Origin of the sequence: Bacteroides sp. D55t1_190419_B8, from assembly GCF_015558905.1 — a bacterium.
GTDB classification, from domain to species: domain Bacteria; phylum Bacteroidota; class Bacteroidia; order Bacteroidales; family Bacteroidaceae; genus Bacteroides; species Bacteroides vicugnae.
Window position 1 is genome coordinate 41,340 of sequence record NZ_JADMOU010000019.1, and the last position, 26,723, is coordinate 68,062.

The 26,723-nt window shown below is 41.9% G+C and carries 20 protein-coding genes; 7 read left to right on the plus strand and 13 right to left on the minus strand.

Annotated features, from left to right (window positions below; genetic code table 11):
* Positions 1–113: 113 nt before the first annotated feature.
* Positions 114–2,453: a TonB-dependent receptor gene (locus I2I13_RS15935; protein WP_195649953.1), complete on the plus strand. Its 2,340-nt coding sequence runs from the start codon at positions 114–116 to the stop codon at positions 2,451–2,453.
* A 379-nt stretch (positions 2,454–2,832) separates the two neighbouring features.
* Here the strand turns inward: I2I13_RS15935 and I2I13_RS15940 are convergent, their stop codons facing one another.
* Positions 2,833–3,747, minus strand: a complete 915-nt coding sequence (locus I2I13_RS15940) for a cation diffusion facilitator family transporter (protein ID WP_148367634.1) — start codon at positions 3,745–3,747, stop codon at positions 2,833–2,835.
* Between the two features lie 186 nt (positions 3,748–3,933).
* On the opposite strand from I2I13_RS15940, the gene I2I13_RS15945 reads away from it, so the two are divergent.
* The 4 genes from I2I13_RS15945 to I2I13_RS15960 all read left to right on the plus strand — a co-directional run bounded on the left by I2I13_RS15945 (position 3,934) and on the right by I2I13_RS15960 (position 10,679).
* The gene (locus I2I13_RS15945; RefSeq protein ID WP_195649954.1) at positions 3,934–6,240 is read left to right on the plus strand and encodes a family 20 glycosylhydrolase; all 2,307 of its coding nucleotides are present in this window, start codon (positions 3,934–3,936) and stop codon (positions 6,238–6,240) included.
* 311 nt (positions 6,241–6,551) lie between these two features.
* Positions 6,552–8,324: an ABC transporter ATP-binding protein gene (locus I2I13_RS15950; RefSeq protein WP_195649955.1), complete on the plus strand. Its 1,773-nt coding sequence runs from the start codon at positions 6,552–6,554 to the stop codon at positions 8,322–8,324.
* Positions 8,317–10,053 carry an ABC transporter ATP-binding protein gene (locus tag I2I13_RS15955; protein ID WP_195649956.1) on the plus strand — a complete coding sequence of 579 codons (1,737 nt, stop codon included), beginning with the start codon at positions 8,317–8,319 and terminating at the stop codon, positions 10,051–10,053. The genes I2I13_RS15950 and I2I13_RS15955 overlap by 8 nt, the downstream gene beginning before the upstream one ends.
* A 17-nt stretch (positions 10,054–10,070) precedes the next feature.
* Positions 10,071–10,679, plus strand: a complete 609-nt coding sequence (locus I2I13_RS15960; protein ID WP_004300131.1) for a TetR/AcrR family transcriptional regulator — start codon at positions 10,071–10,073, stop codon at positions 10,677–10,679.
* Positions 10,680–10,994: 315 nt separating this feature from the next.
* Here I2I13_RS15960 and ccsA read toward each other — a convergent pair whose 3' ends face one another.
* From ccsA to I2I13_RS16010, 10 genes are all read right to left on the minus strand, one after another.
* Entirely contained in the window at positions 10,995–13,094 is a 2,100-nt protein-coding gene (gene ccsA, locus I2I13_RS15965; protein WP_195649957.1) for a cytochrome c biogenesis protein CcsA, read from the minus strand.
* 21 nt (positions 13,095–13,115) lie between these two features.
* Complete coding sequence (locus tag I2I13_RS15970; protein WP_195649958.1) at positions 13,116–14,270, minus strand: Rid family hydrolase; 1,155 nt, start codon at positions 14,268–14,270, stop codon at positions 13,116–13,118.
* A 20-nt stretch (positions 14,271–14,290) separates the two neighbouring features.
* Positions 14,291–14,998 (minus strand): hypothetical protein, encoded by a 708-nt coding sequence (locus I2I13_RS15975; RefSeq protein ID WP_195649959.1) that lies wholly within the window; start codon positions 14,996–14,998, stop codon positions 14,291–14,293.
* A gap of 23 nt (positions 14,999–15,021) precedes the next feature.
* Positions 15,022–16,257, minus strand: coding sequence for a porin (locus I2I13_RS15980; RefSeq protein WP_148367641.1), 1,236 nt, complete (start codon positions 16,255–16,257; stop codon positions 15,022–15,024).
* Positions 16,258–16,274: 17 nt separating this feature from the next.
* Positions 16,275–17,741, minus strand: a complete 1,467-nt coding sequence (locus tag I2I13_RS15985; RefSeq protein WP_370540847.1) for a di-heme oxidoredictase family protein — start codon at positions 17,739–17,741, stop codon at positions 16,275–16,277.
* 12 nt (positions 17,742–17,753) lie between these two features.
* A complete protein-coding gene (locus I2I13_RS15990) occupies positions 17,754–18,929 on the minus strand; it encodes an imelysin family protein (protein ID WP_148367642.1) in 1,176 nt (391 codons plus the stop codon).
* A gap of 25 nt (positions 18,930–18,954) precedes the next feature.
* Entirely contained in the window at positions 18,955–20,259 is a 1,305-nt protein-coding gene (locus I2I13_RS15995) for a hypothetical protein (protein ID WP_195649960.1), read from the minus strand.
* A gap of 435 nt (positions 20,260–20,694) precedes the next feature.
* A complete protein-coding gene (locus tag I2I13_RS16000; RefSeq protein WP_148367644.1) occupies positions 20,695–21,057 on the minus strand; it encodes a DUF2023 family protein in 363 nt (120 codons plus the stop codon).
* A gap of 33 nt (positions 21,058–21,090) precedes the next feature.
* Positions 21,091–21,597 carry a flavodoxin FldA gene (gene fldA / locus I2I13_RS16005; protein WP_004311873.1) on the minus strand — a complete coding sequence of 169 codons (507 nt, stop codon included), beginning with the start codon at positions 21,595–21,597 and terminating at the stop codon, positions 21,091–21,093.
* A 135-nt stretch (positions 21,598–21,732) separates the two neighbouring features.
* Positions 21,733–22,908, minus strand: a complete 1,176-nt coding sequence (locus I2I13_RS16010) for a phosphoribosylaminoimidazolecarboxamide formyltransferase (protein ID WP_148367645.1) — start codon at positions 22,906–22,908, stop codon at positions 21,733–21,735.
* A gap of 208 nt (positions 22,909–23,116) precedes the next feature.
* On the opposite strand from I2I13_RS16010, the gene I2I13_RS16015 reads away from it, so the two are divergent.
* Both I2I13_RS16015 and I2I13_RS16020 read left to right on the plus strand, forming a co-directional pair.
* The gene (locus I2I13_RS16015; RefSeq protein WP_148367667.1) at positions 23,117–23,821 is read left to right on the plus strand and encodes a hemerythrin domain-containing protein; all 705 of its coding nucleotides are present in this window, start codon (positions 23,117–23,119) and stop codon (positions 23,819–23,821) included.
* Positions 23,811–24,422 (plus strand): LuxR C-terminal-related transcriptional regulator, encoded by a 612-nt coding sequence (locus I2I13_RS16020; RefSeq protein ID WP_074559659.1) that lies wholly within the window; start codon positions 23,811–23,813, stop codon positions 24,420–24,422. Before I2I13_RS16015 ends, I2I13_RS16020 begins: the two co-directional genes overlap by 11 nt.
* 749 nt (positions 24,423–25,171) lie before the next feature.
* On the opposite strand, the gene I2I13_RS16025 is transcribed toward I2I13_RS16020, so the two are convergent.
* Both I2I13_RS16025 and I2I13_RS16030 read right to left on the minus strand, forming a co-directional pair.
* Positions 25,172–25,819 (minus strand): DapH/DapD/GlmU-related protein, encoded by a 648-nt coding sequence (locus tag I2I13_RS16025; protein ID WP_195649961.1) that lies wholly within the window; start codon positions 25,817–25,819, stop codon positions 25,172–25,174.
* Positions 25,771–26,718 (minus strand): glycosyltransferase family 2 protein, encoded by a 948-nt coding sequence (locus I2I13_RS16030; RefSeq protein ID WP_195649962.1) that lies wholly within the window; start codon positions 26,716–26,718, stop codon positions 25,771–25,773. The genes I2I13_RS16025 and I2I13_RS16030 overlap by 49 nt, the downstream gene beginning before the upstream one ends.
* Positions 26,719–26,723 lie beyond the last annotated feature (5 nt).

Consider the following 26,723-nt stretch of genomic DNA (forward strand, 5'->3'; position numbering starts at 1 on the left):
CTATACTTTTCGGGAATAGCATTTATTATTAGTTAGGAACAACGATTTATGATTGTTGCTTCCCTTTCCCTCTATTATTTTTTTTGAATTAAAACATTAAAAGACTAACGACAATGAAGAAATATCTTTTAGTCCTGGTCGGCCTGTGTTGTGTCTTGTCATACGCATCGGCTGAACGTCCGGACTACCCTGAACTGAAGAAATCCGATGCGAATATAATAGGTCATGTACTGGATAAAAAAACGAAAGAACATCTTCCGTACATCACCATTGCACTGAAAGGAACGACCATAGGAACGGTGACCGATGCTACCGGGCATTATTTTTTGAAGAATTTGCCGGAAGGAAATTTTATACTGGAAGTTAGTTCAGTAGGTTACAAGACAGTGACCCGCAACGTAACTCTGAAAAAAGGAAAGACACTGGAAGAAGATTTTGAAATAGAAGAGGATGCGATTGCTCTCGACGGAGTAGTGGTTTCCGCCAACCGGAGTGAAACGACACGCCGTATGGCTCCTACTTTAGTGAATGTCGTCGACCTGAAACTTTTTGAAACCACTAACTCTTCTACTTTATCACAAGGACTGAACTTCCAGCCCGGAGTGCGTGTGGAGACAAATTGCCAGAATTGTGGTTTCCAGCAAGTCCGCATCAATGGTCTGGACGGACCATATACGCAAATTCTGATCGATTCGCGTCCCGTATTCAGTGCCCTTTCCGGAGTGTATGGGCTGGAACAGATTCCTGCCAGTATGATTGAACGTGTAGAAGTGATGCGTGGGGGAGGCTCCGCCTTGTTCGGTTCTTCGGCTATTGCAGGAACAATTAATATAATCACTAAAGAGCCTTTACGCAATTCCGGTCAGCTATCGCACACCATTACTGCTTTGGGAGGAAGCTCCTCATTCGATAACAACACCTCGCTGAATGCCTCATTGGTGACGGACGATCATCGTGCCGGATTGTATATCTTTGGACAGAACCGCCACCGGTCAGGATATGATTATGACGGAGACGGATTTACCGAACTGCCCAAGTTGAAGAATCAGACAGTGGGTTTCCGCTCTTATCTGAAAACGAGTACTTACTCCAAACTGACCTTTGAATATCACCATATGCAGGAATTTCGTCGTGGAGGGGATATGTTGAACCGTCCTCCTCACGAAGCGCATATTGCAGAGCAGTTGCAACATTCTATTGATGGTGGAAGTTTGAAATTCGATTATTTCTCTCCGGATGAAAAGAACCGTCTAAGTGTCTTTGCATCGGCTGCCAATACAGACCGGGACAGTTATTACGGACCGGGCAACGATCCTCTGAAAGCCTATGGAAAGACGACGGATTTAACCGCTATGGGGGGCGCACAATACGTACATACGTTTGGCAAGTGCCTTTTTATGCCTTCTGATCTCACAGCAGGGCTTGAATATAACCGTGACCGCCTGAAAGATAACATGTGGGGATATGACCGTCACACGGATCAGACGGTGAATATTTACAGTGCTTTTCTGCAGAACGAATGGAAGAACGACCGTTGGGGAATTCTGATTGGCGGTCGTCTGGATAAGCATAATATGGTGGATAATGTGATCTTTAGTCCCCGTGCCAACTTGCGTTTTAATCCTACCCGGAATATTAACCTGCGTTTGAGCTATTCTTCCGGATTTCGTGCTCCGCAGGCTTTTGATGAGGATATGCATATTGAAAATGTGGGCGGAACAGTGGCTATGATCGAGCGTGCAAAGGATTTGAAAGAAGAGAAATCCCAAAGTTTCAGTGCTTCTGCAGATATGTATCATCGTTTCGGAGCATTCCAGACGAACTTGTTGATTGAGGGTTTTTATACAAGACTGACCGATGTTTTTGTATTGGGCGAACCTTACGACCGTGGTGATGGTATATTAGTGAAAACACGTAGCAATGGCCCCGGTGCTAAAGTGATGGGATTGACACTGGAAGGTAAAGTGGCTTATCTGTCTATCCTGCAAATACAAGCGGGATTGACTTTACAGCGTAGCCGATACGATGAACCACATAAGTGGCATGATGATGCACCGGCAGAAAAGAAGATTTTCCGTACTCCCGATACATACGGTTATTTTACTGCCACATATACTCCCGTCAAACCTTTGTCTATCGCCCTGTCAGGAACATATACCGGCAAAATGTTAGTGCAACGTATGGATATCACTGCCGAGAATGCCAAACTGGGTGAAATGCCTGAAAGAAAAGCGGAAGCAATCAGAACACCTCGTTTCTTTGATTTGGGAGTGAAACTGGCTTATGACTTCAAGCTATACAAAACAGTTGATTTGCAATTAAACGGTGGAGTTCAGAATATTTTCGAGTCTTATCAGAAGGACTTTGACAGAGGAGCTAACCGGGATTCCGGTTACATTTACGGTCCTTCTTTGCCGAGAAGTTTCTTTGCCGGGGTGAAGATTAGTTATTAACCGGTCATAAAAATAGTTTCCCGGCACGGTACTTTTAGTTTCATGCGTTGAAACTATTTGTTCCCCTATGGGAAACTGTAGTTTCCCCGTAGAGAAACCATAGTTCCCCCATAGGGGAAACAACAGTTCCCTTGCGGGGAAAACATTGTATTCTTTGGAGAAACTAAAGTTTCAAGCGGCTGAAACCAATGTATCGTATAGAGATTCATTCTTTTTCCTTATTGATCATTGATTGATCAGGCAGGGTGATAGGTGATAGATGTGGTGATAGGTTGCAAACAACCTGTCACCATCCCTGAAAGTACCATGAATAAAGGTTTTTAGAAGTGCTGGTGATAGGTGATAGAGGAAAGTGAAAAAATCTCTGTGTAGAGATGGATTAAACCATATCTTTATCGACCCCGAATTTTTCTCCTGTCTGGCATTTACCGGCGGGTTCCACATGTACCAGAATGTCATATACGTTATCTATCGAATTGATAATGCTTTTCTCCACCGAATCGGCAATCTCATGAGCTTGCGTGATCGTGATTTCCGGATTCACTTCTATATCAAGGGTAATCATATAGAGATTTCCTATCATTCGTGATCTGACGCGATGCGGATTACTGGCACCGGGCACTTTCTCTACAGCCTCGAATATCTTGTTGTATACATTGACATCTTTCACTCCGTCCATCAGTTCCACATTCGAATCAATGAAAATACTGATGGAAGATTTGATGATGAAGAGGCTGATTATCAATCCTGTTATTGAATCGAGTATCGGTAATTTGAAGATGAAAGTAAATATCAATCCTAATAAGACACCTGTTGAGATGACAACATCATTACGCATATTGATGGCATTTGCAGTCAGCATGGAGCTGTCGATCTTCTTTCCCTGTTTGTACTGGTATGAAGCCAGTAAGAGTTTACCGATAATAGAAAATACAGTGACATAGATGGCGATAGCCGATGGTATTTCTTTCACTTCATCCGAAAAGATACTTTTAGTGGACGATAGCAGCATTTGTGCGCCGGCATAGAATATCACGAGTGATAGAATCTTTGTTGCGATCCCTTCCGCTTTCTCATAGCCGAATACATACTTCTTTGAAGGAGGGCGGTTGATGAGGCGTGCCGTAAAAATCATAACGATAGAGATAACAACATCGGTTGCCGAGTCGATACCGTCGCCGACTACGGCTAAACTACCGGCAAACAAACCGATGATGATTTTGGATGCGGACAGGATTGCATTGCCAATTGTACTGATCCATGAGGTTTTGATTAATATTTGTTCTCTTGACATTGAAGTGATTCTTTAGATTTGTTTGTAATGGGATTGGGCAGCAAAGATAAACATTAATAGGAGTTTGTGACATGAAGTCGCAAAAAAAACTTTTTCCGCCTTTTTAGTACTTTATGCCTTTTAGTTGTATTATATATAGATGGTCAATTAAAAACAGGACAAATCATTTATTAAATAGTTAACCGCATGTTCAAAAAATTAAGTAGTTCTTTACTCATTGTGTCAGTTTGTGTTTTTTCTTCTTGTACGTCTACCGTCAAGCAAGAAATTGCAATCTTGCCTACCCCCGTTAGTCTGACCGAGCAGTCGGGCTCGTTTGTTTTAAAAGATGGCATGAAAATCGGAGTTTCCGATCAGTCGTTGTTTCCGGCTGCCGGATACCTGCAGGAAATTCTTCGGAATGTCATATCGTCTTCTGTTGAAGTCACTACCGATAAGAGTCAGGTAGATATGTATTTTCAGTTGAAGGATACTGTTGGAAAGCCCGGCTCTTATAAACTTGAGTCTACGCCGGAGTATATTCGGGTAGAGGCAACTGACTATTCGGGTATTATTTCTGCTATTACTACTATTCGCCAGTTGCTTCCTGCAACGATAGAAGTGCAGGGAGAGAAACTGAATTATTCTATCCCTGTCGTGCAAATAGAAGATGCGCCACGGTTTGAATGGCGTGGGTTTATGTTGGACGCTTCCCGTCATTTCTGGAATAAGGAAGAAGTGAAGCATGTGTTAGACCTGATGTCTTTGTATAAACTTAATAAGTTCCATTGGCATCTGTCCGACGATCAAGGTTGGCGTATAGAAATCGAGAAATATCCATTACTTACGGAAAAAGGGGCTTGGCGTAAATTCAATACGCAGGATCGTACCTGTATGGCACGTGCGAAAGAAGAAGATAATGCCGATTTCCTGATTCCGGAAGATAAGATACGTATTGTGGAAGGAGATACGCTGTATGGAGGTTATTACACTCATGATGATATAAAAGAAATAGTAGCCTATGCTACGCAAAGAGGCATTGATGTCATTCCCGAGATTGATATGCCGGGACATTTCCTGGCAGCTATCGGTCAATATCCGGAATTGGCGTGCGACGGATTAATCGGGTGGGGGGAAACTTTCTCTTCTCCTATCTGTCCGGGCAAAGATACAACGCTGGAGTTCTGTCAGAATGTGTTCAAAGAAGTTTTTGAACTTTTCCCTTATGAATATGTGCACATGGGTGGTGATGAAGTGGAAAAAGCCAACTGGAAGAAATGTCCTCTTTGTCAGAAACGGATTCGTACGGAGAAACTGGGTTCGGTAGAAGAACTTCAGGCATGGTTTGTACGTGACATGGAGAAATTCTTTCTTGCCAACGGAAAGAAACTCATAGGCTGGGATGAAGTGGTATCCGACGGATTATCTTCCGATGCTGCCATTACCTGGTGGAGAAGTTGGGCGAAAGATGCATTGCCTACGGCAACTGCACAAAAGCAGAAAGTGATTGCTTGTCCGAATGAATATTTCTATTTCGATTATGCGCAGGATCAGAATTCAGTAAAGAAAATACTTGCGTATGATCCGTGTGCAGACGAGCGGTTATCGCCGGAACAGAAGAAATATATCTGGGGTGTGCAGGCGAATCTCTGGGCTGAATGGATTCCGACCATGAAGCGCATTGAATATTTGATTGTTCCCCGTATGATAGCGTTGAGTGAAATAGCTTGGGCGGAGCCGACAGCTAAACCGGGTCTCGAAGAATTCTATCGTCAGCTTGTTCCGCAATTTAAGCGGATGGATGTAATGAGGGTAAATTATAGGGTGCCTGACTTGCAGGGATTCTATAAAGTGAATGCATTTATTGATGAAACAACTGTGGAATTGACTTGCCCGTTACCCGGTACTGAAATACGGTATACGACAGACGGCAGTATGCCTACCAAAGAATCAGCTCTTTATAACGGCGCTTTGGAAGTTGGGAAGACTACGGATTTCGCTTTCCGCACTTTCCGTCCGGATGGTTCTCCTTCGGATGTGGTGCGTACCAAGTATGTAAAGGCTCCTTATGCGGAGGCGGTGACTGCTTCGGCTGCTTTGCAGCCCGGCTTGAAAGCAGTATGGCACGATTTCCGTGGTAATCTTTGTGCGGATATGGATGCAGCTCCTGTCAAAGGGGAGTATGTGGTGGAATCGGTATCCATTCCCGAAGAGGTGAAAGGAAATATCGGTCTGGTATTGACCGGCTATCTGGAAGTTCCTGCCGATGGTATCTATACATTTGCCCTTCTCTCGGACGACGGTAGCACATTAATGCTTGACGGTGAATTGTTGGGAGATAATGATGGAGCACATTCGCCGGTAGAGATTATTGTGCAGAAGGCTTTGAAAGCCGGGCTTCATCCGATAGAGGTGCGTTACTTCGATTGTAACGGAGGCGTATTGCAGATGGAATTGGTGAATGAAAAAGGTGAAAAAGAAGTATTGCCAAGTGCATGGCTGAAACATGAATAACTATTCTGTTGTTTCAATCATTACTTATTCGTTATAGTCTGAATAGCAAATTTCATTATTTTTAGGTATTGTCCGTCTTGCCGGCGAGCCGTACCTTTGCAGAAAATAATTGAAAACTTATGCGAATCAGTGAGAGACGAGTCGAGATTAATCATATATCAAAGGTGCACATGCACCGGATTGAATGGGATGAAGAGAGCTTATAGAAATATAAGCTCTCTTTTTTTTGAACGATTTCGAATATTGTTCTTTTTTGAAAACAAGCGATAAGTTAAATGATTGTCGAACTTAATATAGATTGAACGTACGTTATGAGTACATTGAAAAAACTTCAGAACTACATGGGTAAACGGAAAGTGCTTTTGCCTGCGGCAATGCTGCTGTCTGCCCTAAGTGCCCTGGCGGGCATGTTGCCTTATATCCTTATTTGGCTGATTGTGAGAGAACTGCTTGAACACGGAGAGATAACCTCTTCCGGTAATGTGGTGACGTATGCCTGGTGGGCGGCAGGCATGGCCGTGGCGAGCATCGTCCTTTATTTTGCCGCATTGATGTCTTCGCATCTTGCAGCTTTTCGGGTTGAATCGAATTTGCGTAAAGAAGCCATGCGCCAGATAGTGCGTATGCCTCTCGGCTTCTTTGACATTAATACGAGCGGACGTATTCGCAAGATTATAGATGACAATGCAGGGGTTACCCATAGTTTTCTGGCACATCAGTTGCCTGATCTTGCGGCTACTTTTCTAGTGCCGTTGGTAGCTGCCATACTGATTTTTGTGTTCGATTGGATACTCGGTCTGGCATGTATCGTCCCTGTAATTATTGCCATGCTGGTTATGGGTTTTATGATGAATGCGGAGGGACGGCAGTTTATGAAAAGCTATATGACTTCTCTGGAGGAAATGAATACCGAAGCTGTAGAGTATGTGAGAGGAATTCCCGTAGTGAAGGTTTTCCAGCAGACCATTTACTCTTTCAAGAACTTTCACCGCTGTATCATGAATTATAATAAAATGGTATTCGGCTATACACGAATGTGGGAGAAGCCGATGTCGCTCTATACCGTAATAATCAATGGTTTTGTGTTTTTCCTTGCTCCGTTGGCTATTTTGCTGATTGGTTATTCAGGTAATTATGCATCGGTATTACTTAATTTCTTCCTGTTTGTTCTCATTACTCCTGTATTCTCCCAAAGTATCATGAAGAGTATGTATCTCAATCAGGCTTTGGGGCAGGCGAGTGAAGCTATTGGACGTCTTGAGAATCTGGTTGCTTATGAGCACCTGACTGTTGTAGAGCATCCACAATCGGTAAAGGAATTCAGTATTCAGTTCGAAAAAGTTTCCTTCAGCTATCCGGGAGCTAATCAAAAGGCGGTGGATGATGTTAGTTTCACTATTCCGCAAGGAAACACAGTAGCTCTTGTCGGAGCTTCGGGCGGAGGGAAAACAACGATTGCCCGTCTAGTTCCCCGTTTCTGGGAGGCAACGGAAGGGAAAGTTTTAATAGGTGGTATCAATGTAAGAGAAATCGCTCCCGAAGAACTGATGAAATATATTTCTTTCGTGTTCCAGAACACAAAGCTGTTCAAGACTTCTCTGCTCGAAAATATCAAATATGGTAATCCCGACGCGACAATGGAGGAAGTGGAACGGGCAGTAGATATGGCACAGTGCCGGGAAATTATCAATAAACTTCCGCTCGGACTGAATACGAAGATTGGTACGGAGGGAACATATCTCTCCGGCGGGGAACAGCAACGGATCGTACTGGCACGTGCAATCCTGAAAAATGCTCCTATCATTGTACTAGATGAGGCGACTGCTTTTGCCGACCCCGAAAATGAGCATCTCATCCAGCAAGCCTTGAAAGAACTGACAAAAGGAAAAACCGTATTGATGATTGCTCATCGTCTTTCAAGCATCACTGATGCCGACAATATCCTCGTCATTGACAAGGGGAAGATTGCGGAACAAGGTACACATGCCAACCTGCTTGGTAAACAAGGCATCTATTATCATATGTGGAATGAATACCAGCAATCTGTTCGCTGGACAATAGGAAAGGAGGTTTCTAATGATTGAAGTAATAAAAAGACGTTTTGCCCTTTCAACTAAAGGAGCGAAAGATTTCTGTAAAGGTGTGTTTTTCACTACACTGCTCGATATTGTATTGATGTTGCCGGCGGTATTTGTTTTTCTCTTTCTTGAGGAATATCTTCGTCCTGTGTTTCAGCCTTCGGCTTCGGTGACGCATGGTATTCTCTATTATAGCATACTCGGTATTGTCTTTATGATAGTCATGTATATATTTGCGGTATTGCAATATCGTAGTACCTATACCACCGTTTATGATGAGAGTGCAAACCGGCGTATCTCATTGGCGGAAAAACTTCGCAAGTTGCCTCTGGCTTTCTTTGGCGAAAAGAATCTTTCCGACCTCACTGCCACGATTATGGATGACTGCACTGATCTCGAGCATACTTTTTCGCATGCGGTTCCCCAGTTGTTTGCTTCCATTATCAGTATTCTGCTTATTACCGTCGGCATGGCATTTTATAACTGGCAGTTGACGATTGCTTTGTTCTGGGTAGTGCCGCTTGCCGCCGCAATTCTTCTTTTCTCGAAGAAGGAAATACAGAAAAGCAATGAAAGTAATTATCTGAACAAGCGGATGGTGACCGAGCATATCCAGGAAGGACTCGATACCATTCAGGAGATAAAATCCTACAATCAGGAGAGAGACTATCTGGAAAAACTGGATGCGAGCATTGATACCTATGAAAAGGTATTGACTCGTAATGAACTGGTGCTCGGCATGTTGGTAAACGGTTCCCAAAGTGTATTGAAACTCGGACTGGCAAGCGTTATTATCGTTGGTGCCAATCTCTTGGCTTCGGGTACGGTTGATTTGTTTACCTATCTTATATTTATGGTTATCGGGTCGCGTGTGTATGCTCCGGTCAGTGAGGTGATGAATAATATTGCCGCTTTGTTCTATTTGGATGTGCGTATCAATAGAATGAATGATATGGAAGCATTGCCGGTACAAAACGGGACTACCGAATTCACTCCTCAAGGTTATGATATCGAATTCAGACAGGTAGACTTTGCTTATGAGCAGGGAAAACAAATTCTGAATAACTTGTCTTTTATTGCCCGGCAAGGTGAAAAAACGGCATTGGTTGGTCCTTCGGGTAGTGGCAAGAGTACGGCGGCCAGGTTGGCGGCACGTTTCTGGGATATCCAGTCGGGAAAGATTACCCTCGGCGGGCAGGATATCAGTCGGATTGATCCTGAAACTTTGTTGAAAAACTATTCCGTTGTCTTTCAGGATGTAGTTCTTTTCAATGCTTCCATTATGGATAATATCCGTATTGGCAAACGGGATGCTACGGATGAGGAAGTCCGGAGAGTTGCCCGCTTGGCACAATGTGATGAGTTTGTCACTAAAATGCCGCAGGGATACCAGACGATTATCGGTGAGAATGGAGAAACATTATCCGGCGGTGAGCGTCAGCGTATTTCCATTGCCCGCGCTTTGTTGAAGGATGCTCCGATTGTTCTGTTGGATGAGGCTACGGCTTCGCTTGATGTTGAGAATGAAACCAAGATACAGGCAGGTATATCTGAATTGGTACGTAACAAAACGGTGCTGATTATTGCGCACCGTATGCGAACCGTTGCCAATGCCGACAAAATTGTAGTATTGGAGAATGGAAGTGTTGCTGAAATGGGAACACCGGAGGAATTGAAAAAGAAAAATGGTATATTTGCCCGGATGGTGAACAGACAGGTTACAAATATGAATTGATAAATAGCAGCGATACTATGCAATTTTTGAAAGGAGATATACAAGAGGGAATCTTGAAGGCAGCCGAAGAAGTGTTTCTGGAAAAGGGATACAAGGATGCCTCTATGCGTGAAATAGCTTCGAGGGCAGGGGTGACGGTGAGTAATATCTATCATTATTTCACCAATAAGGATGAGATATTCCGTACGATTCTGAAACCGGTATTGAATGATCTGTATGCTATGATTTATAATCACGATGCAGATCAGATGACGATAGACGTCTTTATGGATTCGGATTATCAGAAAATGTCTGTACGGGAATATATCAGATTGGTCTCTGAACATCGTGACCGTTTGCGGTTGCTGCTTTTTCAGGCACAAGGTTCTGTTTTGGAGAACTTCCGTTCTGAATATACAGATTTGATGACGCGTACGATTTCTGTTTTTTTTCAAGGGATGAAACAGAAATATCCGCATATCAATATAGCAATAACTAACTTCTTTATTCACCTGAATACGGTATGGTTGTTTGCCCTGCTCGAAGAGCTGGTGTTGCATCCTGTGAAGAAAGAAGAGATGGAGAAGTTTATAGCGGAGTATATCGCTTTTGAAACGGCTGGTTGGAAAGAGCTCATGAATGCATGAGCTCTTTCACTTTATTCTCTTACTGATAAAAAACGTCCGGCTTTCACAAGCCGGACGTCCTTGCCTCTTTTAGAATATGTCATCTATTCATATTCCAAAATGAATACATTATATGGTTTTTTCAACTTAACAACCAAATAAAAGAAATGCGGGTGAATCACTTCGGCCGATTTCTATGTATTTTTAATGTGGCTACGTAATATAATTATGACTAATTAATTTAATTCTGATACTGCAAAGATAGGGGCTTTCCGCTTTTCCCGCAATCCCCTAAAATGGGTATTCTTCTATCAATTACTAGCTATATATAGTGGTTCAGGTGTTTGCATAACTATGCATCCCCCCAAGAACATAATTCACCCCGAAATAGGTCATTAAGACAGTCAGGAAAGCAAGAATCATATAGATATGGAAGAATAGAGGCTTGCGGAAAATGCGCAGGCTTTGTGAATGGAAGGCTACTCCATATACCAGAAAGGTAATCAGCGCCCATACTTCTTTCGGGTCCCACGCCCAGTAGCGTCCCCAGGAAACGTTTGCCCAAACTGCTCCCAGAAAGATGCCTGCTCCTAAAAAGAAGGTGGCAGGGTAGAGCAGCAAACGGCTGACTAGCGTCAACTGTTCTATCCGGTTGTCTTGTATAGCGTCGTTTCCGGAGATCTTGTTTTCCGATTCTTTTTTCCGGAGGCATAATGCCAGTATTCCGTTTAGCATGATAAATGCCAATAGGGCATAAGACATCATAATCAATGAAACATGAATACTTAGCCACGGAGAGACGAGCACCGGCATTAATGGGGTTATCTGGGGATTCATTTGTCCCAGATAGGAGACCAACAGAGCAAAGCCGGAGAGGAGGAATCCGAATGGAAGTGTAAATGGGAATCTTCGATGGAGCAGACAGGCTGTCAAAAGAATACAAAGAGCCATGAACTGCATGGTTTCGTAACCGTTGCTAAGTGGAATACGACCGCCAATGTACCAGCGCAGGCAATATCCTGCTAAATGGAATATGAAAGCAAGATAGAGTGTAACAGAAAAGAAAGTTCCTGCCATGCGGGAAATCGTTTTGGCTTTGGGCGAGAGGGTATTTCTTTGCAGGCTGTTATGAAGTAGAAGTAGGAAAGACAACATTCCCAATGACAGGTTAATCATAAAAAGAATCTTGCTGAACGGAATCCGGTTGTAGAGTAATTCTGCTTTTACTTCCATTTCGGAGAGAGGTTGCACGCTGCCATCAGTAGGTAATGGATGGATGAATGTTCCTTTTTCCAACATCAGGATCAGGCCTACTTTTTCATCTGTTTCCTGGATCGCTTTGGCGAGTTTGCTGTCTTTTCCCTGTTCTTGTTGCCAAGTTTTCTGAAGACGGTAGACCGGACCGTCAAACAAATCGGTCAAGCGTGCATAAGAGGTTTTCAAACCGAGTAAATGGTGTAGTTCGGGACTTTTTATATATATCATTGGTTCATTTTTCCATGATTCCGGGTAAAGAATCCAGCCACTTATTACTTGTTCGGGAGTGAATCCTTTATAGTAGGTTTTTCCTGTCAGTTTCTTGACAAAGTCTCTTGCCAGTGTATTGAACGGCACTACACGGTCATGGTAGATAACCTGTTGTTGTGCCAGACTGTCTGCCTGTATTTTGTTTAATACGCGAAGAGGCGTTTCCTGCGCTTGCGTTGTTTCTGTCAGGTAGAAAAGGAATAGAATGAATAATCCTCCTTTTTTCAATAAGGGATGATTTAATAACTGACGAAACTCCCCCCGGCGATAGAAAAGTAGTAAAATCATGGAGATGCCCAGTAGGATGTATCCGCTATAGGCTACTCTGGTACCCCATGGATCATAGTTTACTGTTAGCCAACTTCCTTCACCATCTTCATCAAATGATGACTGGTAAAAGCGGAATCCTTGCATGGCAAATATACGGTTCATTGAGATGCGTTCGTTATGCAAAGAATCTTTCTGGCCGGGAAGTGAGTAGTTGATATAACTGACGTAATCAGCAGGAGCTTCTGTACCCGGATAATACTCTATCCGGAAACTGTCCAGTTTCATTGTAAATGGCAGGTCTGTCTTTTTGTCGCTTTGTGGTGACTGGAAGCTGCTTTTTACTGTATTCAGACGTAAATGCATATATCCTTGTTCACTATAGATAAACGTAATCATGGCCCCCACCAAGATAACGAGGAGGGAGCCATGAAACAGCAAAACAGGGAGCCGGTGCCATAGGGAACGTCGGATGAGGGTAACAAACCCTATTACGGCAATTACTCCCCACAAACAACAAAACCAGATTGTGTGATATATATTTCTTTCTACAAACTCTGTCCCGTATGCTTGCTCTATGAAAGTGGTTGCAGCAAGTAATCCTATCAGACAGATATATAAAATGATAAGTAATCTTTTCAACGGTATATCTTTTAAATGATATTAATAGGGAGCATATTCCTTATTCTCACAGGTTTTTACTCCCATACATTCCATCTCGATCAACCATCCCGGTCGGCATACCGGTGCATGTACAAATACTTTGGGTGTACAAGGAAAACGTTTGTCGTACATTTCTTTGACGATGGTATAATCTGCAATGTCACGCAGATAAACAATCATTTGCCCCATATCGTCAAATGTACATTCTGCTTCTTTTAGTAGGGCTTCCACATTCTCCCACATCCGTTCTGTTTGTTTACGGATATCTCCCGGACATACCACCTCGCCTTTATTATTAATACTTGCTGTGCCCGAGATGAATACTTGGCGACGATCTCCATAATCTACATACGTTCCACGTTCGAAACTGACGCCGTATTCATAAGTGGGATTCAGGTGTGTCGGCGCATAAAGGAAATGAATCTGTTCGGGTTTGATTCCGTCTACGGCATACGTGTCCATTTGTACAAGAACTTTGGAGTCAGCATGACGTCCGCCGATACCTGTACTGGAAATGTAGTGTGTCTTTTCCGTCAGGTTTTGAGTAACGAATACTTCGTTACGTGCCTTTACTACTCCGGGATAATTCACATCCACATTCTGTACGAAAAACCAGGTACGGATACAGTTGGCGGCTAGTTTGCAACCTTGTTCAATAAGCTGCATGACATAGTCATTTAATAGTAGCCGGGTCTGGTATTCCGAGTTGGCAGCCCGATTGAAAGAGCAACCACCCCAAAGATGTCGGTAGGGGCCATGTTTAACCTCAAAGAGACCATTATGCAGCATTTGTGTTTGCACCTTCGTTTGGAGGTAAATCCATACTGCTACTTTGGTTCCGTTCAACGGTGGCTGTTCGACGATAGAAAGTGCGCAATCCGAACTTTCAGTTGTAAGTGCCAATAAGGTGTCTGCCTGATTGGAAGCGTCGCTCAAGAAATATCGTTTAAAAATGGCGACGGTACCTTGCAACTCTTTTTCCCGTAATTGGTAATATGTATCTATAATGGCGTTTAATTGTTCCTCGTAAGCATCTTTCGGCTGGGTTGCGTGAATCATTAAATGATATTCGGAAACGCCGTCTGCTACTTCGTATTTAAATATTTCAGTTAAAGTTTTTTCTGATCTTAAGGGTGGTTGTTTTCTGCTGTTCATATCAAAGTTTCTGTTACAAGTTAATTGTTTTCGGCTCCTGCTTTTATCCAAGTACGGATTAGAGCACGGACTTCACGTTGTTCAGCTCCATTGAATATATCAATATGATTATCGTGCTCTAATACATCTAATAGATAGCTGTTGTTTAAATCTCCGGGAGTTACATAATTCTTTCCCTCGTCGGAATGGGGAGCTTTTACATTAATCAGTGAATTGTATGCTTTGGCTGCTGTCAGATCCAAGTCTCCGGCCGTTGTTGTACTTCCTCCATGACACATCACACATTTTGCATTGAAAACTTGTGTCTGGATGCGGCTGAACGAGGCCACTTCGATTGTTGTCTCCGGTAAAGTCAACGATTCTTCCGATGCATTAACGGGGAATGACTGATAGGCATGTACCAAAGACATACCGGACGTAACAACTGCTACGGCAATACTATGCGTGTTTTCGGTTAAGTTGTTTAATGTCACAGTCACGGCTTCCGCTTCGCTGGATGGTTCCAGAATACGCTTTACCAATATGGGAGTAACTCCGTCCTCACCTAAGGAGATTAATGACATACTATTTTTTTGCGGCCAGGCATCCAGATGGGTGAAATGAAGGGTAACAGTAGCCGTACGTCCACTGTCAATCGTGTCGTCCGGATATATTTTACCTTCATCACAAGCTGAACACAAGCTTAGGCAGGTACAGGTTATAAATAAATATTTTAGTCTTTTATTCATAGACAGATTCCTCCTTCTGTACTTTAGAAAGTGAATTGTAACATGGCGGTAACGCTATGGCGTGATAGTCCTATTCCATCGTTGTCACGGTCAGTCTGTGTATCATGTCCGGTTCTGCCCAGATATTGGTACATCATTTGAAGTTTTAGATTAGAACCGACAAAGTAGTAATTAGCTCCAATGGCGGGCATATTCAACAAACCGCCTTCGTCTGTTCCGTTGCGATCAAATAGATCATAACGGAGAGCTGCTTGTAACTTAGGAGTTACAAAATAACCGGCTTGTGCGTAAGCTCCCCAATAATTCTGATCTTTGTCTTTATGCATGATTTCTGTAAAATGCATATTCATGAAATAACCTTCGGCTGCAAAATAGAAGCGGTTCTTTACCATTGCAAACTCTGCACCTATGCGCCAATCGCTACTACTGTGATCTTCTGCTTCGGCATTATAAGAGGTAGAAACACCGAATTGCATTTTATCTTCTTTCAGATTGTTCGGATTACCTTGTGTGGACGGCATTTCTCCTTTGGGCATATATACCAGACGACCGGAGTAAAGCAGTTGAGGCAACCATTTATGATCATCGCACATTCCTTTAGTTGCCGAATTGACATCGATTCCTGTACCATTGAAAATCCCTAACTGATAATTCCATTTTCCATTAATCAGACCATGTATCTGTACTCCTAAATCGAATCCGGTAGCCATGCTTGGTTTTACAGCGTTGATATCGTAGGGCATCAATATACCGCCTGCCACAGAGGTGGGTAATACAGGAAATAATGTTTCGCCCAGTGTGGTCAGGTAAGCATGCATGAACGGGGTTTTAAACTTTCCGACACGAATACGGAATGATTCTTTGAGGGCTACATCAAACCAGGCTTGTTGCAGTAGGGCAGCACCACTTTTTGCCGCATTTAGTGATAAGTTGAATGTGACTTTTCCAAATGCTTTGCCTGTAAATCCAAGGATGGCATTAGGAATAGCAAAACCACTGTTTGCCCAGTTGCGTGCATAGAGGCTTTCCAAACCTTGATCGTCGTATCGGTTGAAAGACAGGCTGGTTTGAACTAATGCATAGGGTTTGAATAGAAAATCACCGGCTTTGGTAGAAAAAGAAAAACCTTTCTTTCCCGCCAGTGAAACAACGTCATTCTCTACATATTTATCATCGATTTCTTTTGTATTTGAATCTTGAGCATAAGAGTGGCTGCACATAAATGCAGTGAGCGCAAGTACTAGAAATTTTTTTTTCATTGTTGTTGCTGATTATATTATAAACTGTTCAAAAATGTAAGTAAGGCTGCGCGATCTTCTTTCGACATGTGAGAGAAAATAGAACGTGAAGCGGCTCCTTCACCGTCATGCCACATGATCGCTTCTGTCAGGTTACGTGCCCGTCCGTCATGTAGGAAATAGGTATGTCCGTTGACAATTTCCTGAAGGCCGATTCCCCACAATGGAGTAGTACGCCATTCACAACCGCGTGCCAGACCACTCGGATAATCATCTGCCAATCCTTGCCCCATGTCATGTAATAAGAAGTCGGAATAGGGGTGAATGATCTGATTACCCAGCCAGGGCAGTTGAGTTCCATTCAGTAATATGCTGCCTCGTGGGCGGGTATGTAGAGTAACGGTATGGCATAAATGGCATTTTGCCTGATAGAACATTTGCTCGCCATGTTTGATGGTTTCATCATCCACATTGCGGCGTGCAGGAACTCCCAATGTCTGCATGTATAAATCGACATCTTCCATGTCACGGGTAGAAATCTCTACACCTTGGTTGGCAAATCCCATCATTTGTGATTGTCCTTCACCAACTTCATGTGGAAAACGGTCGTTGGTTACTCCCAAGTCCGAAGAGAATCCTAGTTCTACTGTTAAATCCTGATGGTTGGCTTTGTTGCCGGATATTCCAATGTCATATTTGCCTTTTTCCGTCACATAATTTAGGCGTCCGCTAATGCCATATTCGGGATAGTTGCTTTGAGCTGCCAACTGTTTCAGTTCATCATGGTTAAGTGCCATCATCTGCCCCATGCCGACATGTCGTAAAGGGGCACGTACCGAAATAATCAGATCTTCGGGCTTTATTTCATAATCATACCAATCTGTTATTTCATAATGAGGAGTTATCAATTCATATTCTTCTCCATCGGGAAATTTGAACTTTTCGGTAGTAGTGGTTATCTTTATTTTACCTTCGGCTTTTACACCATAAATGGACTGATCATGTAATACACGGCCATATTCGGGGAAGTATCCTCCGGTTTTGCGTGTAATATAAACCAGCATAGATGAAAAGCCTGCACCGGAACCACCCGTCACCCATGCAGGAGTCGTACGTCCTGTGTTTCTATGGCAAGCTCCGCAGGAATAACCTCCAAAAATGGGACCTAATCCATTACCACTGCCTGTACCTACTCCACGAGAATTATCATACAAACCATCGCCACGATTGAAGCGTGTTAATAATTCACCGGTGACCCAATCTGCATTGGTGTCGTAAGCGCCACTTACGGTAGAAAAGATAGTGGAAATGCCGGCTGATAATTCCTCCGGTTTCGCTATTTCTCCGTTTGGCTTATAAATAATGCCGTCAAAAGCATCATGATCACAACTTTGTAGGAAGCCTATATTTATCGCAACAAAGAGGATTCTTCCCAATCGCCTTGGGAATCCTCCTCGTAATGCTTTGATAACCGGCTTTCCTAAAAGAAAGAGCTTAGTCATCATAATTAGTATTGTTTATTCTCCTGCTAATTTTGCGCGGACTAAAGCCAGACCGCTACATAAAAATACGCATTGGTTTTGAGCATTCTTAACTTCAGTAGTAGCACCTAAATTGTTACGGAATGGGTGAGGTATATCATTGATTGCTGTGATTGTTTCCTGAATCTGCTTAACAACCATGTCATTCAATGTCGGATTCACTTTTTTCATGATAGAGCACAGACTTGCACTGGCAACAGTTCCGTCTAAACTACCATAGTAAGCATTACGGATGCTGTAAATGTTATCTGTATAATCATCTAAAGAGTTCCAGCTATACCAGGATTCTACGGCTAATACACCACCTTCTTTATCTCCGCTGTTCCACTTATCTACCGGATCTCCGATTTTCGTTGCACCTACTTCATTGGCAATTCCTTCTGCACCATTGTCAGAGTTTAGTATCATTGCAACAGATTGTTTGATATTGCTTATAGAGTAAGTTCCGTTAGGTGCTTTCATTGCATCTTTATAGGCACCGTTCTCCAGATTTTTACCTTCTGTCCAACCTTTTAACAAAAGCTCTGTGTCTTTTGACATACGTCCGACAACAGCCTTGAGGTATCCTATTTTATTAGCATCCAGGTCTGTGATTTTTTTTGCTTCACCGTCTTCAAACAATAAATATTCGGCTGTATGGAAACCACGCAAGTTCTGTGGTGCATCAGCTGGTGCGTCATCATCATCGTTTACATCGCCTCCAACAGCATCTTCCCAATTCCCAGACTGTAGAATTGCATCAATACCTCCTTTATCTAAAGGCCAGCTATCCAGACTAGGATCGAGCTTATTCAAATCTGCAGGACCATATAAAAAGGCCTCACTTTTTTCCCAAGGTTTACGTGCTGCAACCCAGGCGTCTGCTGCATTGGCTACATCATTATCACTGGAGGACGTTGATAACTTTTGTACTGCCGTGTTTAATGCGGTTACTTTATTGTACATATCTTCATAAGTAGGAATCACTACATCATCTACATACGTTGCAACCGCAGCTTTTAATTCATCATCTGTTGCAGTGCCACTGTCCGGGGTATTAAAACCCGCAAATGGATTTGGTGAAACATCTTCTTTTTTAGAATCTTCACTACAAGAGGTCATTGCCATACATACCCCTATTGCCATTATAGGCAAAAATTTCCATGTTTTCATTTTTGTTGTTATTAAAAAGTTATATTTATTTCTTGATAAACCAACCAATATAGGCTATGCCTACAGAGACTAAGTTTTCGTCGTTATATTTTCCACCTCCTATGGAGCGGTGAGTGTAGTCTGCTTTAATCACTAGATTGGGTAGAGCGTAGTAATTCAATCCTGCTGTTACGGCTGATACCTGAAAACGTTTGTCGGCCAACAAACCTGTGTTAGCTTCTGTCTTTTCCATCGGATTGTAATATTCATAACGAATAAAAGGATAGATACGGGGAGCTTTTGAGTTAAAGAAAGAACTTATATTATATCCTGCTTCGCCTCCATAACTGACTGCATTCTGTGCTACTGTTGTATTAGGGTAACCGGAAGCAGCTGAAGAACTGTTATTGATTGTAGTTAAGGCTCCGCTTGCCCCTAAATTTCCATAAACGGCATTTCCGCGTACAATCAGATTGTTATTAAAGCCTTTGTATTGTAAATCACCGGTTACAATAGTTACCGGGAATTTATAACCTGTATTTCTCCAAGGTTTAGTTCCATTCTTTGCAGTCTGGTTGTAATAGAAAGAAGCACCTACTCTTAATCCTTTCACTCCATGGTAGTTAACACGGGCTACAAAAGCCGGGCTGGTAAAATTGTTTACTTCGAAGGCTCCTTGTCTACCGTTTTTTATCCAGTCTTCACTGCGAAAGCCTTGTGGATCAAGACCATTGACTAATTGAAGTTCGTAATCAAATCGTCCTATCTCGCCAAATACGGCAATACCTGTTTCATGCCATGTTGAAGGTAATATGGTTGTTTCACCTTCCGGACGGTAGACTCCAAAGAAATTGATTGGCTCATGGTGGTTATTTGTCAATCCTACCGGTACAATCATATGTCCGAAACGCAGATTGATGTGTTTATTAATGAGGCGGGTGATATGAAATTGTTCCAAAGCTACTTCACCACCTTTTTCAATCTCTGTTTCATACTCGCCATTCTCTTCAAACCATTCTATTTCACGAGCTGCTCCCGTGCCTCCATATTCAAATTCGATTTCGGTGCTCAACACCCATTTGGAAGAGAATTTATAATCGAAGGCTAATACAAAACGTGGAATGGAAATCTCTCCACGATTTAGTTTACCGGAACCATTTGGAGTGAAACGATTAAAATTATAATCTTTATAGCTTGCTGCCATTTCTCCATATCCTCCGAAACGAAATTTAGTATATTCTTCTGTGGAAGAAGTTTTACTGTCTTTAGACTTCTCTTCTGTTTCCTGTGCTGAAAGTGTACGGTAAGATGACAGGAAACAAAGAATAATGATTGCAGTTAATTTTCTCATCTTTTTTATAATTTTTTCGACTGCAAAGTTATGTGAGGTTAAAAATAACCGCAATACCCAATAGTAGGCATAGTTATTTCTTAAATTCAGTATATGTAGGTAATTTAAAACTAATGAGTGAATATAAGGATATATGTAACGAAATAAAACAAATAAAGGGGTATTACAGTATGATGAAATTTACTGAAATACACCTTTGTTTGTTCTAACATGTGAGATTAGTCGGATTAGTATCTGTCGGCTGTCATGGACAAATAGAAAATGCTGCCAATGTATGGGCAGTGTGGTGTGGCTTTTGTTTGTAATTGAGCGAATCGTTTCTTTTACAGCCAGTTCCCTTGAGTATCTCTACCATCAAGAAACAGCCTTTTCAGAAACGATTCAACTCAGATAAACTACATACAAACAAAGCTAAACTTATGCTAAGGTTATCGCTTAAACTGCTATCTTTATACCTTCTTTTTTACTGCAATATCGTTTGCATTGCTGGCAAAGGTCATATCCCAGCATGGCTCCTAAAATAAAATCTTCTTCGGCAGTCAGTTGGTTTAAAGGACGGATGATGATGTGCCGCATGGCTTCCATACATTCTGCCTTTCCAAAAAACAGGTTGATTTTATTGGTTCCTACTTCCTGTATCATATAACTGATCTTTTGATTTTTCAATCGGCGGATGGCAAACTCTTCGTGCTCTTTACTCATTGTGTAAAGTACCATGTTGCGTACGCCTTTCTTAAACTCATAAATATGATTAAGAAAAATTCGGATTTCGCCGGGGATGATTCTTTCAGTTGCCATGATGCAAAGTATTCTTTTTATGTTAAGGTAAAATTAGCTAATTTCTTGTTTCACTTGTTCAGCCCATGCGCTGATACGTTCGTCTGTTTTGCTATCTTCGTTGACTTCGTCAAGTGGAAGACCTACAAACTTACCGTCTACGACGGCAATGGAAGAATCGAAGGTATAGCCTGCAGTATCTGTTGCTCCACAGAATTTACAGTGGGTATCTTTTAGGTCTTCATAAAGAATACCTATTGCGTCACAGAATGTGTCGCTATATGAGTCAGAGTCGCCGCAACCGAATAGGGCTACAGATTTGTGGGATAAATCACACTTCTTTAAAACTTTGACTCCATCGTACCAGTCGTCTTGGAGTTCGCCTGCTCCCCAGGTGGAAGAGCCGAGCACCAATACGTCATATTCATTGACTAATGCCTCTGTTAACTTGGATACATCAAATACATCTGCCGATGGTACATCTAATTTCTCTGCAATTCGACGGGCAAGGTCTTCTGTTGTTCCGGTTGTGGAACCATAAAATACACCAATTTTATTCATCTTTGATTCGTTTTTAAATGTAACGCTGCAAAGATAGAGGGTCTTAAAGAAATAGGAAATCCCCATTTATAATGGAAGATTTGTCTCCTTCTCATTATAAATGGGGATATATGGAATAAAAAATGGTCGATCTTTTTAATGGTGGAACAAGCGGATGCCTGTAAATGCCATTGCCATATTGTATTTGTCGCAAGTTCCAATCACATGATCGTCACGTACTGATCCGCCCGGTTGTGCAATATAGCTGACGCCACTCTTGTGTGCGCGTTCTATATTATCTCCGAATGGGAAGAATGCATCCGATCCTAAAGCTACGCCTGTCATCGTATCCAACCATGCCCGTTTTTCTTCGCGTGTCAGTATTTCCGGCTTTTCGGTGAAGAACTGTTGCCAGATGCCGTCTGCCAGTACGTCGTCATAATCTTCCGAGATGTAAACGTCAATTGTATTGTCACGGTCTGCACGACGGATTTTCTCAATCCATGGCAAGTTCATCACTTTCGGGTGTTGGCGTAAATACCAGATATCTGCTTTATTTCCTGCCAAGCGCGTACAGTGGATACGTGACTGTTGGCCTGCGCCAATACCGATTGCCTGTCCGTCTTTGGCATAACATACAGAATTGGATTGTGTATATTTTAAAGTGATTAAGGCAATGATTAAGTCGCGTTTTGCATCAGCCGGGATTTTCTTGTTCTGCGTAGGCATCTCTTTCAAAAGACTTTCATCGATCTTCAATTCGTTTCTTCCTTGTTCGAAAGTTACTCCGAATACATCTTTATGTTCGATAGGAGCCGGGCGATATGCGGGATCTATCTTTATTACATTATAGGTTCCTTTTCTTTTATTCTTTAGAATCTCCAGTGCTTCGGGAGTATAGTCAGGAGCAATGACGCCGTCGGATACTTCACGGTTGATGATGCGTGCTGTTTCTTCGTCGCAAGTGTCGGACAATGCGATAAAGTCTCCGTAAGACGACATACGGTCTGCTCCACGTGCACGGGCGTATGCTGTAGCCAATGGAGATAGTTTCATGTCATCGACAAAATAAATCTTCTTCAGCGTGTCACTCATTTCTACCGCAACAGCAGCACCTGCAGGGCTGACATGTTTAAAAGAAGCGGCAGCCGGCAGTCCGGTAGCTTCTTTCAGTTCTTTCACTAGTTGCCAACTGTTGAATGCATCCAATAGATTGATATAACCGGGACGTCCATTCAATACTTCGATGGGGAGTTCGCCTTCTTTCATGAAGATACGGGCAGGCTTTTGATTAGGGTTGCAGCCGTATTTCAGTTCGAGTTCGTTTGCCATTTTATTAATTACAAATTACGAGTTACTAATTACAAATTGATAGCGACAAAATTACTAAAAAAAGACTAGCTTGCCTAAAGTTGCGCCACAAAATAGTAGCATATAATTAGTATTTGGCTATTTCCGGCGAATTAAAATACCTATAAATGATGATTGCATTTCAGCAAAATATTCCGTTCCTTTGCAGTCTCTAATATAAATAGGTATGATGGATAATTTACAAAAATATAAGTCAACTGATAAGATGATCGATCTCATCAGCGATAATTATTCTTTGTTGCAAGTGATGAGTCGTTTTGGGCTTTCGTTGGGGTTCGGTGACAAGACAGTCAAGGAGGTTTGTGAACTGAATGGAGTAGACTGCCGGACCTTTCTGATTGTAGTCAACTTTATGGCTGAAGGCTTTTCCCGGCTCGATGGAGATAAAGATGATATTTCCATACCTGCATTGATTGATTATCTGCGGCAGGCACATATTTATTTTCTGGATTTTTCTCTTCCTGCTATTCGTCGTAAACTGATCGAGGCAATCGACTGTTCGCAAGACGATGTTGCTTTTCTCATCCTTAAGTTTTTCGATGAATATACACGAGAGGTGCGTAAACACATGGATTATGAAGAGAAAACCGTATTTAAGTATGTCGATTCATTGATTAAAGGAGTTGCCCCCAAAAACTATCAGATCAGTACATTTTCCAAGCATCACGATCAGGTAGGGGAGAAATTGACAGAACTGAAAAATATCATTATTAAATATTGCCCTGCCAAAGCAAATGAGAATCTTCTGAACGCGGCTCTTTTCGACATATATGCTTGCGAAGCCGGACTGGAATCTCATTGTAAGGTTGAGGACTATATTTTTGTTCCTGCTATTCTGAATTTGGAAAGGAGGATTAGGGAAAATGAAAAATAACGAAGTCGTTCGAATAGCTATTGCAGAGACTTCTGTAATTATTCGTGGTGGATTGACTGCTGCATTGAAGCGTCTTTCTAACGTAAAAGTGCAACCAATAGAATTGTTGTCTGTTGAAGCTTTGCACGATTGCGTCCGGACGCAATGTCCGGAGATGTTGATTGTCAATCCTACTTTTGGTGATTACTTTGATGTAGCTAAGTTTCGAGATGAAATATCCGGTAAAAGAATACGTTTAATAGCCTTGGTTACTTCTTTTGTAGATGCTTCATTATTGGGTAAGTATGATGAGTCTATTTCAATATTCGATGATTTGGAAACTCTTTCTAAGAAAATTGCAGGTTTACTGAATGTGGTTTCCGAAGAAGAAGAGATGGATAATCAGGACACGCTTAGCCAGCGGGAAAAGGAGATCGTCATCTGTGTGGTGAAGGGAATGACAAATAAGGAAATAGCGGAAAAGCTATTTTTGTCGATTCATACGGTGATTACACATCGGAGAAATATTAGCAAAAAATTGCAAATACATAGTGCTGCCGGTTTGACTATCTATGCTATTGTAAATAAGCTGGTTGCGTTGAGCGATGTGAAAGATTTATAGCCTGCGGAAGTGTTATAAAATATAAAACCGTTTGCGCACACGAAAAATATTCGTACCTTTGCAAAGCAGTTGAGAAATTGCTGTTAGTTTATAAGGTAAAAGAAAATATTAAATAAGGTATTAGATTAGATAGTTTTAAGGTATTAAAAGTTTTTTAGTTTAGTTCAATAGGATAAGTTTTTAATAGAAGGTAAAAGGATAACAATAGGTAAGACGTTTTAGGTAAAAAGAAGATTGGTTTTCAGGAAATTTGAGGTACTATAGAAAAGCCTTTAGGCTTTTCTGATGCAGTGGCGAGTGGTTCTATAAAAAGAATTAGCTCGTTTTTTTATTATATGGGATTTAAGTCTGTCGCATTGTTATGGGTTAAACAGAGAGCATTATTATTAGTCTAGATTATATAGTGGGTTTAAGAATCCCTGTGAGCGTAAAAAAATAGTGACGGTATATGACAATGATACCGTTACTATCCCATACATATCCCGTCACTATCCTTGCCGGATAGCGTCACTATTTTGTGGACGAAAACTTATCGATGAATATGGTTGCTTGATCTTGCAGGTTAGGAGGGTAATAAGAAAACAAAATCCCGACGAAATCGCTTCGGCAGGACTCTATTTCATTTTTTACTTAAATGTGGCTACGTAATAAAATTATGACTAATTAATTCAATTCTGATACTGCAAAGATAATGCATTTCAGAATGTGTCACAATCACCTTTATGAGGTATATTCTGTAGCTATTCTCACTATTTATGGTTAGTAGCAGGTGTTTTCTCTACTTTTTTCCACTCTTTAGTCTCGAAATCGTATGTTTTTATGATTCTTGCAGGGCATCCGGCACATATTGAATAGGGTGGGACGGAATGGCTGACTACACTTCCGGCAGCCACTACACAATGTTTCCCTAAAGTTACTCCCGGTAGAATGACTGAATTGGCGCCTACCCATACATCATCTTCGATGACAACGGGCAGTGTGCTGACGCCTTGTTCGTCAATCATCTTTTCTGCATCCTGATAATTATGGTTGAGCCCTGTGACCGTTACATTCTGTGCCAGGTTGACATGATCGCCAATATTAACCGGACCTATGATTGTGTTTCTCAATCCGATGCGTGTGTAATCTCCTATTGTTAAGTTGCCAACTGCATTATTCAGACAGGAGAAGTCTTCGACAACAGAATATCTACCCAAAGAGAACCGGTTGAAAGGAGGGAGGTCTTTGCGTACACTCCGATAAATGACAGAGCCCTTTCCACGTTTCAGGTATATGAAATCGAAGAGCCGTATCCACCAATTAGGGCGAGTTTTAACGGGATGCATGATAAAACGATGTACAGCTTGTTTTAAGCCGGGGTTTTCTTTAATTCGCTGTTTAAGTGTTTTCTTCTCCATATTGAATGTTTTTTCTTCTTTTTGTCCTCTACCAGATAATCAGGAATTGCCAGGCTATAAGTGATTAATAGACCGAAAAGTGCAATCCACCATCCGAATGATAAGGTCCAATTATATACGGTAATTAACGAAGCCCATATACTTACGAAGATACATAATGTAAGCGGAGAAGGCGTTATTTGTTGTACGATCCGGTTGCAGAAACTCCAGTTTCCTTCAAATATGGAAGGGAGTAAGTAGGAAGTTGTTTTCCGAATACGTTTACGGTAAGGACAGACGGGCGCAGACTGGCAATAAACGATCACATCCGGCAAGTAGTCAATGTATATATTCTGTCGGAATAATTTTCGTTCAATATTAGTCTTAGAACTTTTCATGTTCTTTTGCAGCCATTTTAGGTCAATTGCCATATTAGTCCCCAATAAATTGGATGACAGTCCGAATTGTGTATTGCCGGCTCTGCAGAGGCTGTTTTTTATTTCCTCACGTATGGCTTGGAAGCGATTACGGACACCTTTGCGGTTTTCTACCACCGTATGTAGTTGGATGGCTTGTACACCGGCATCATAGGCATTATATATCTTATTCAGGAATTGCGGAGATAAAGTGCATGCTGTATTGGACAGGAAGAGAACCAGATCGTATTGCTCCTGGTCTAAACTGTTGATTGTCTGATGCAGATCGCTGTATGTGATAAACTCGTACGCCTCTTCTTTATACATATCCGGAAGAATACTTCCCTCCGGAACGAGAATGGCGCAACCATATTCTTTTTGAGCTTTCGGGTAGATAATATGTTTGCAATGTGAGGCTATGGCCATCACAAAGAGGTATAGGAGCAAAAGCCCTGTACAGAAGAATATCAGATCATCTATTATGTAGATATAAGAGTCTATCATCTGGA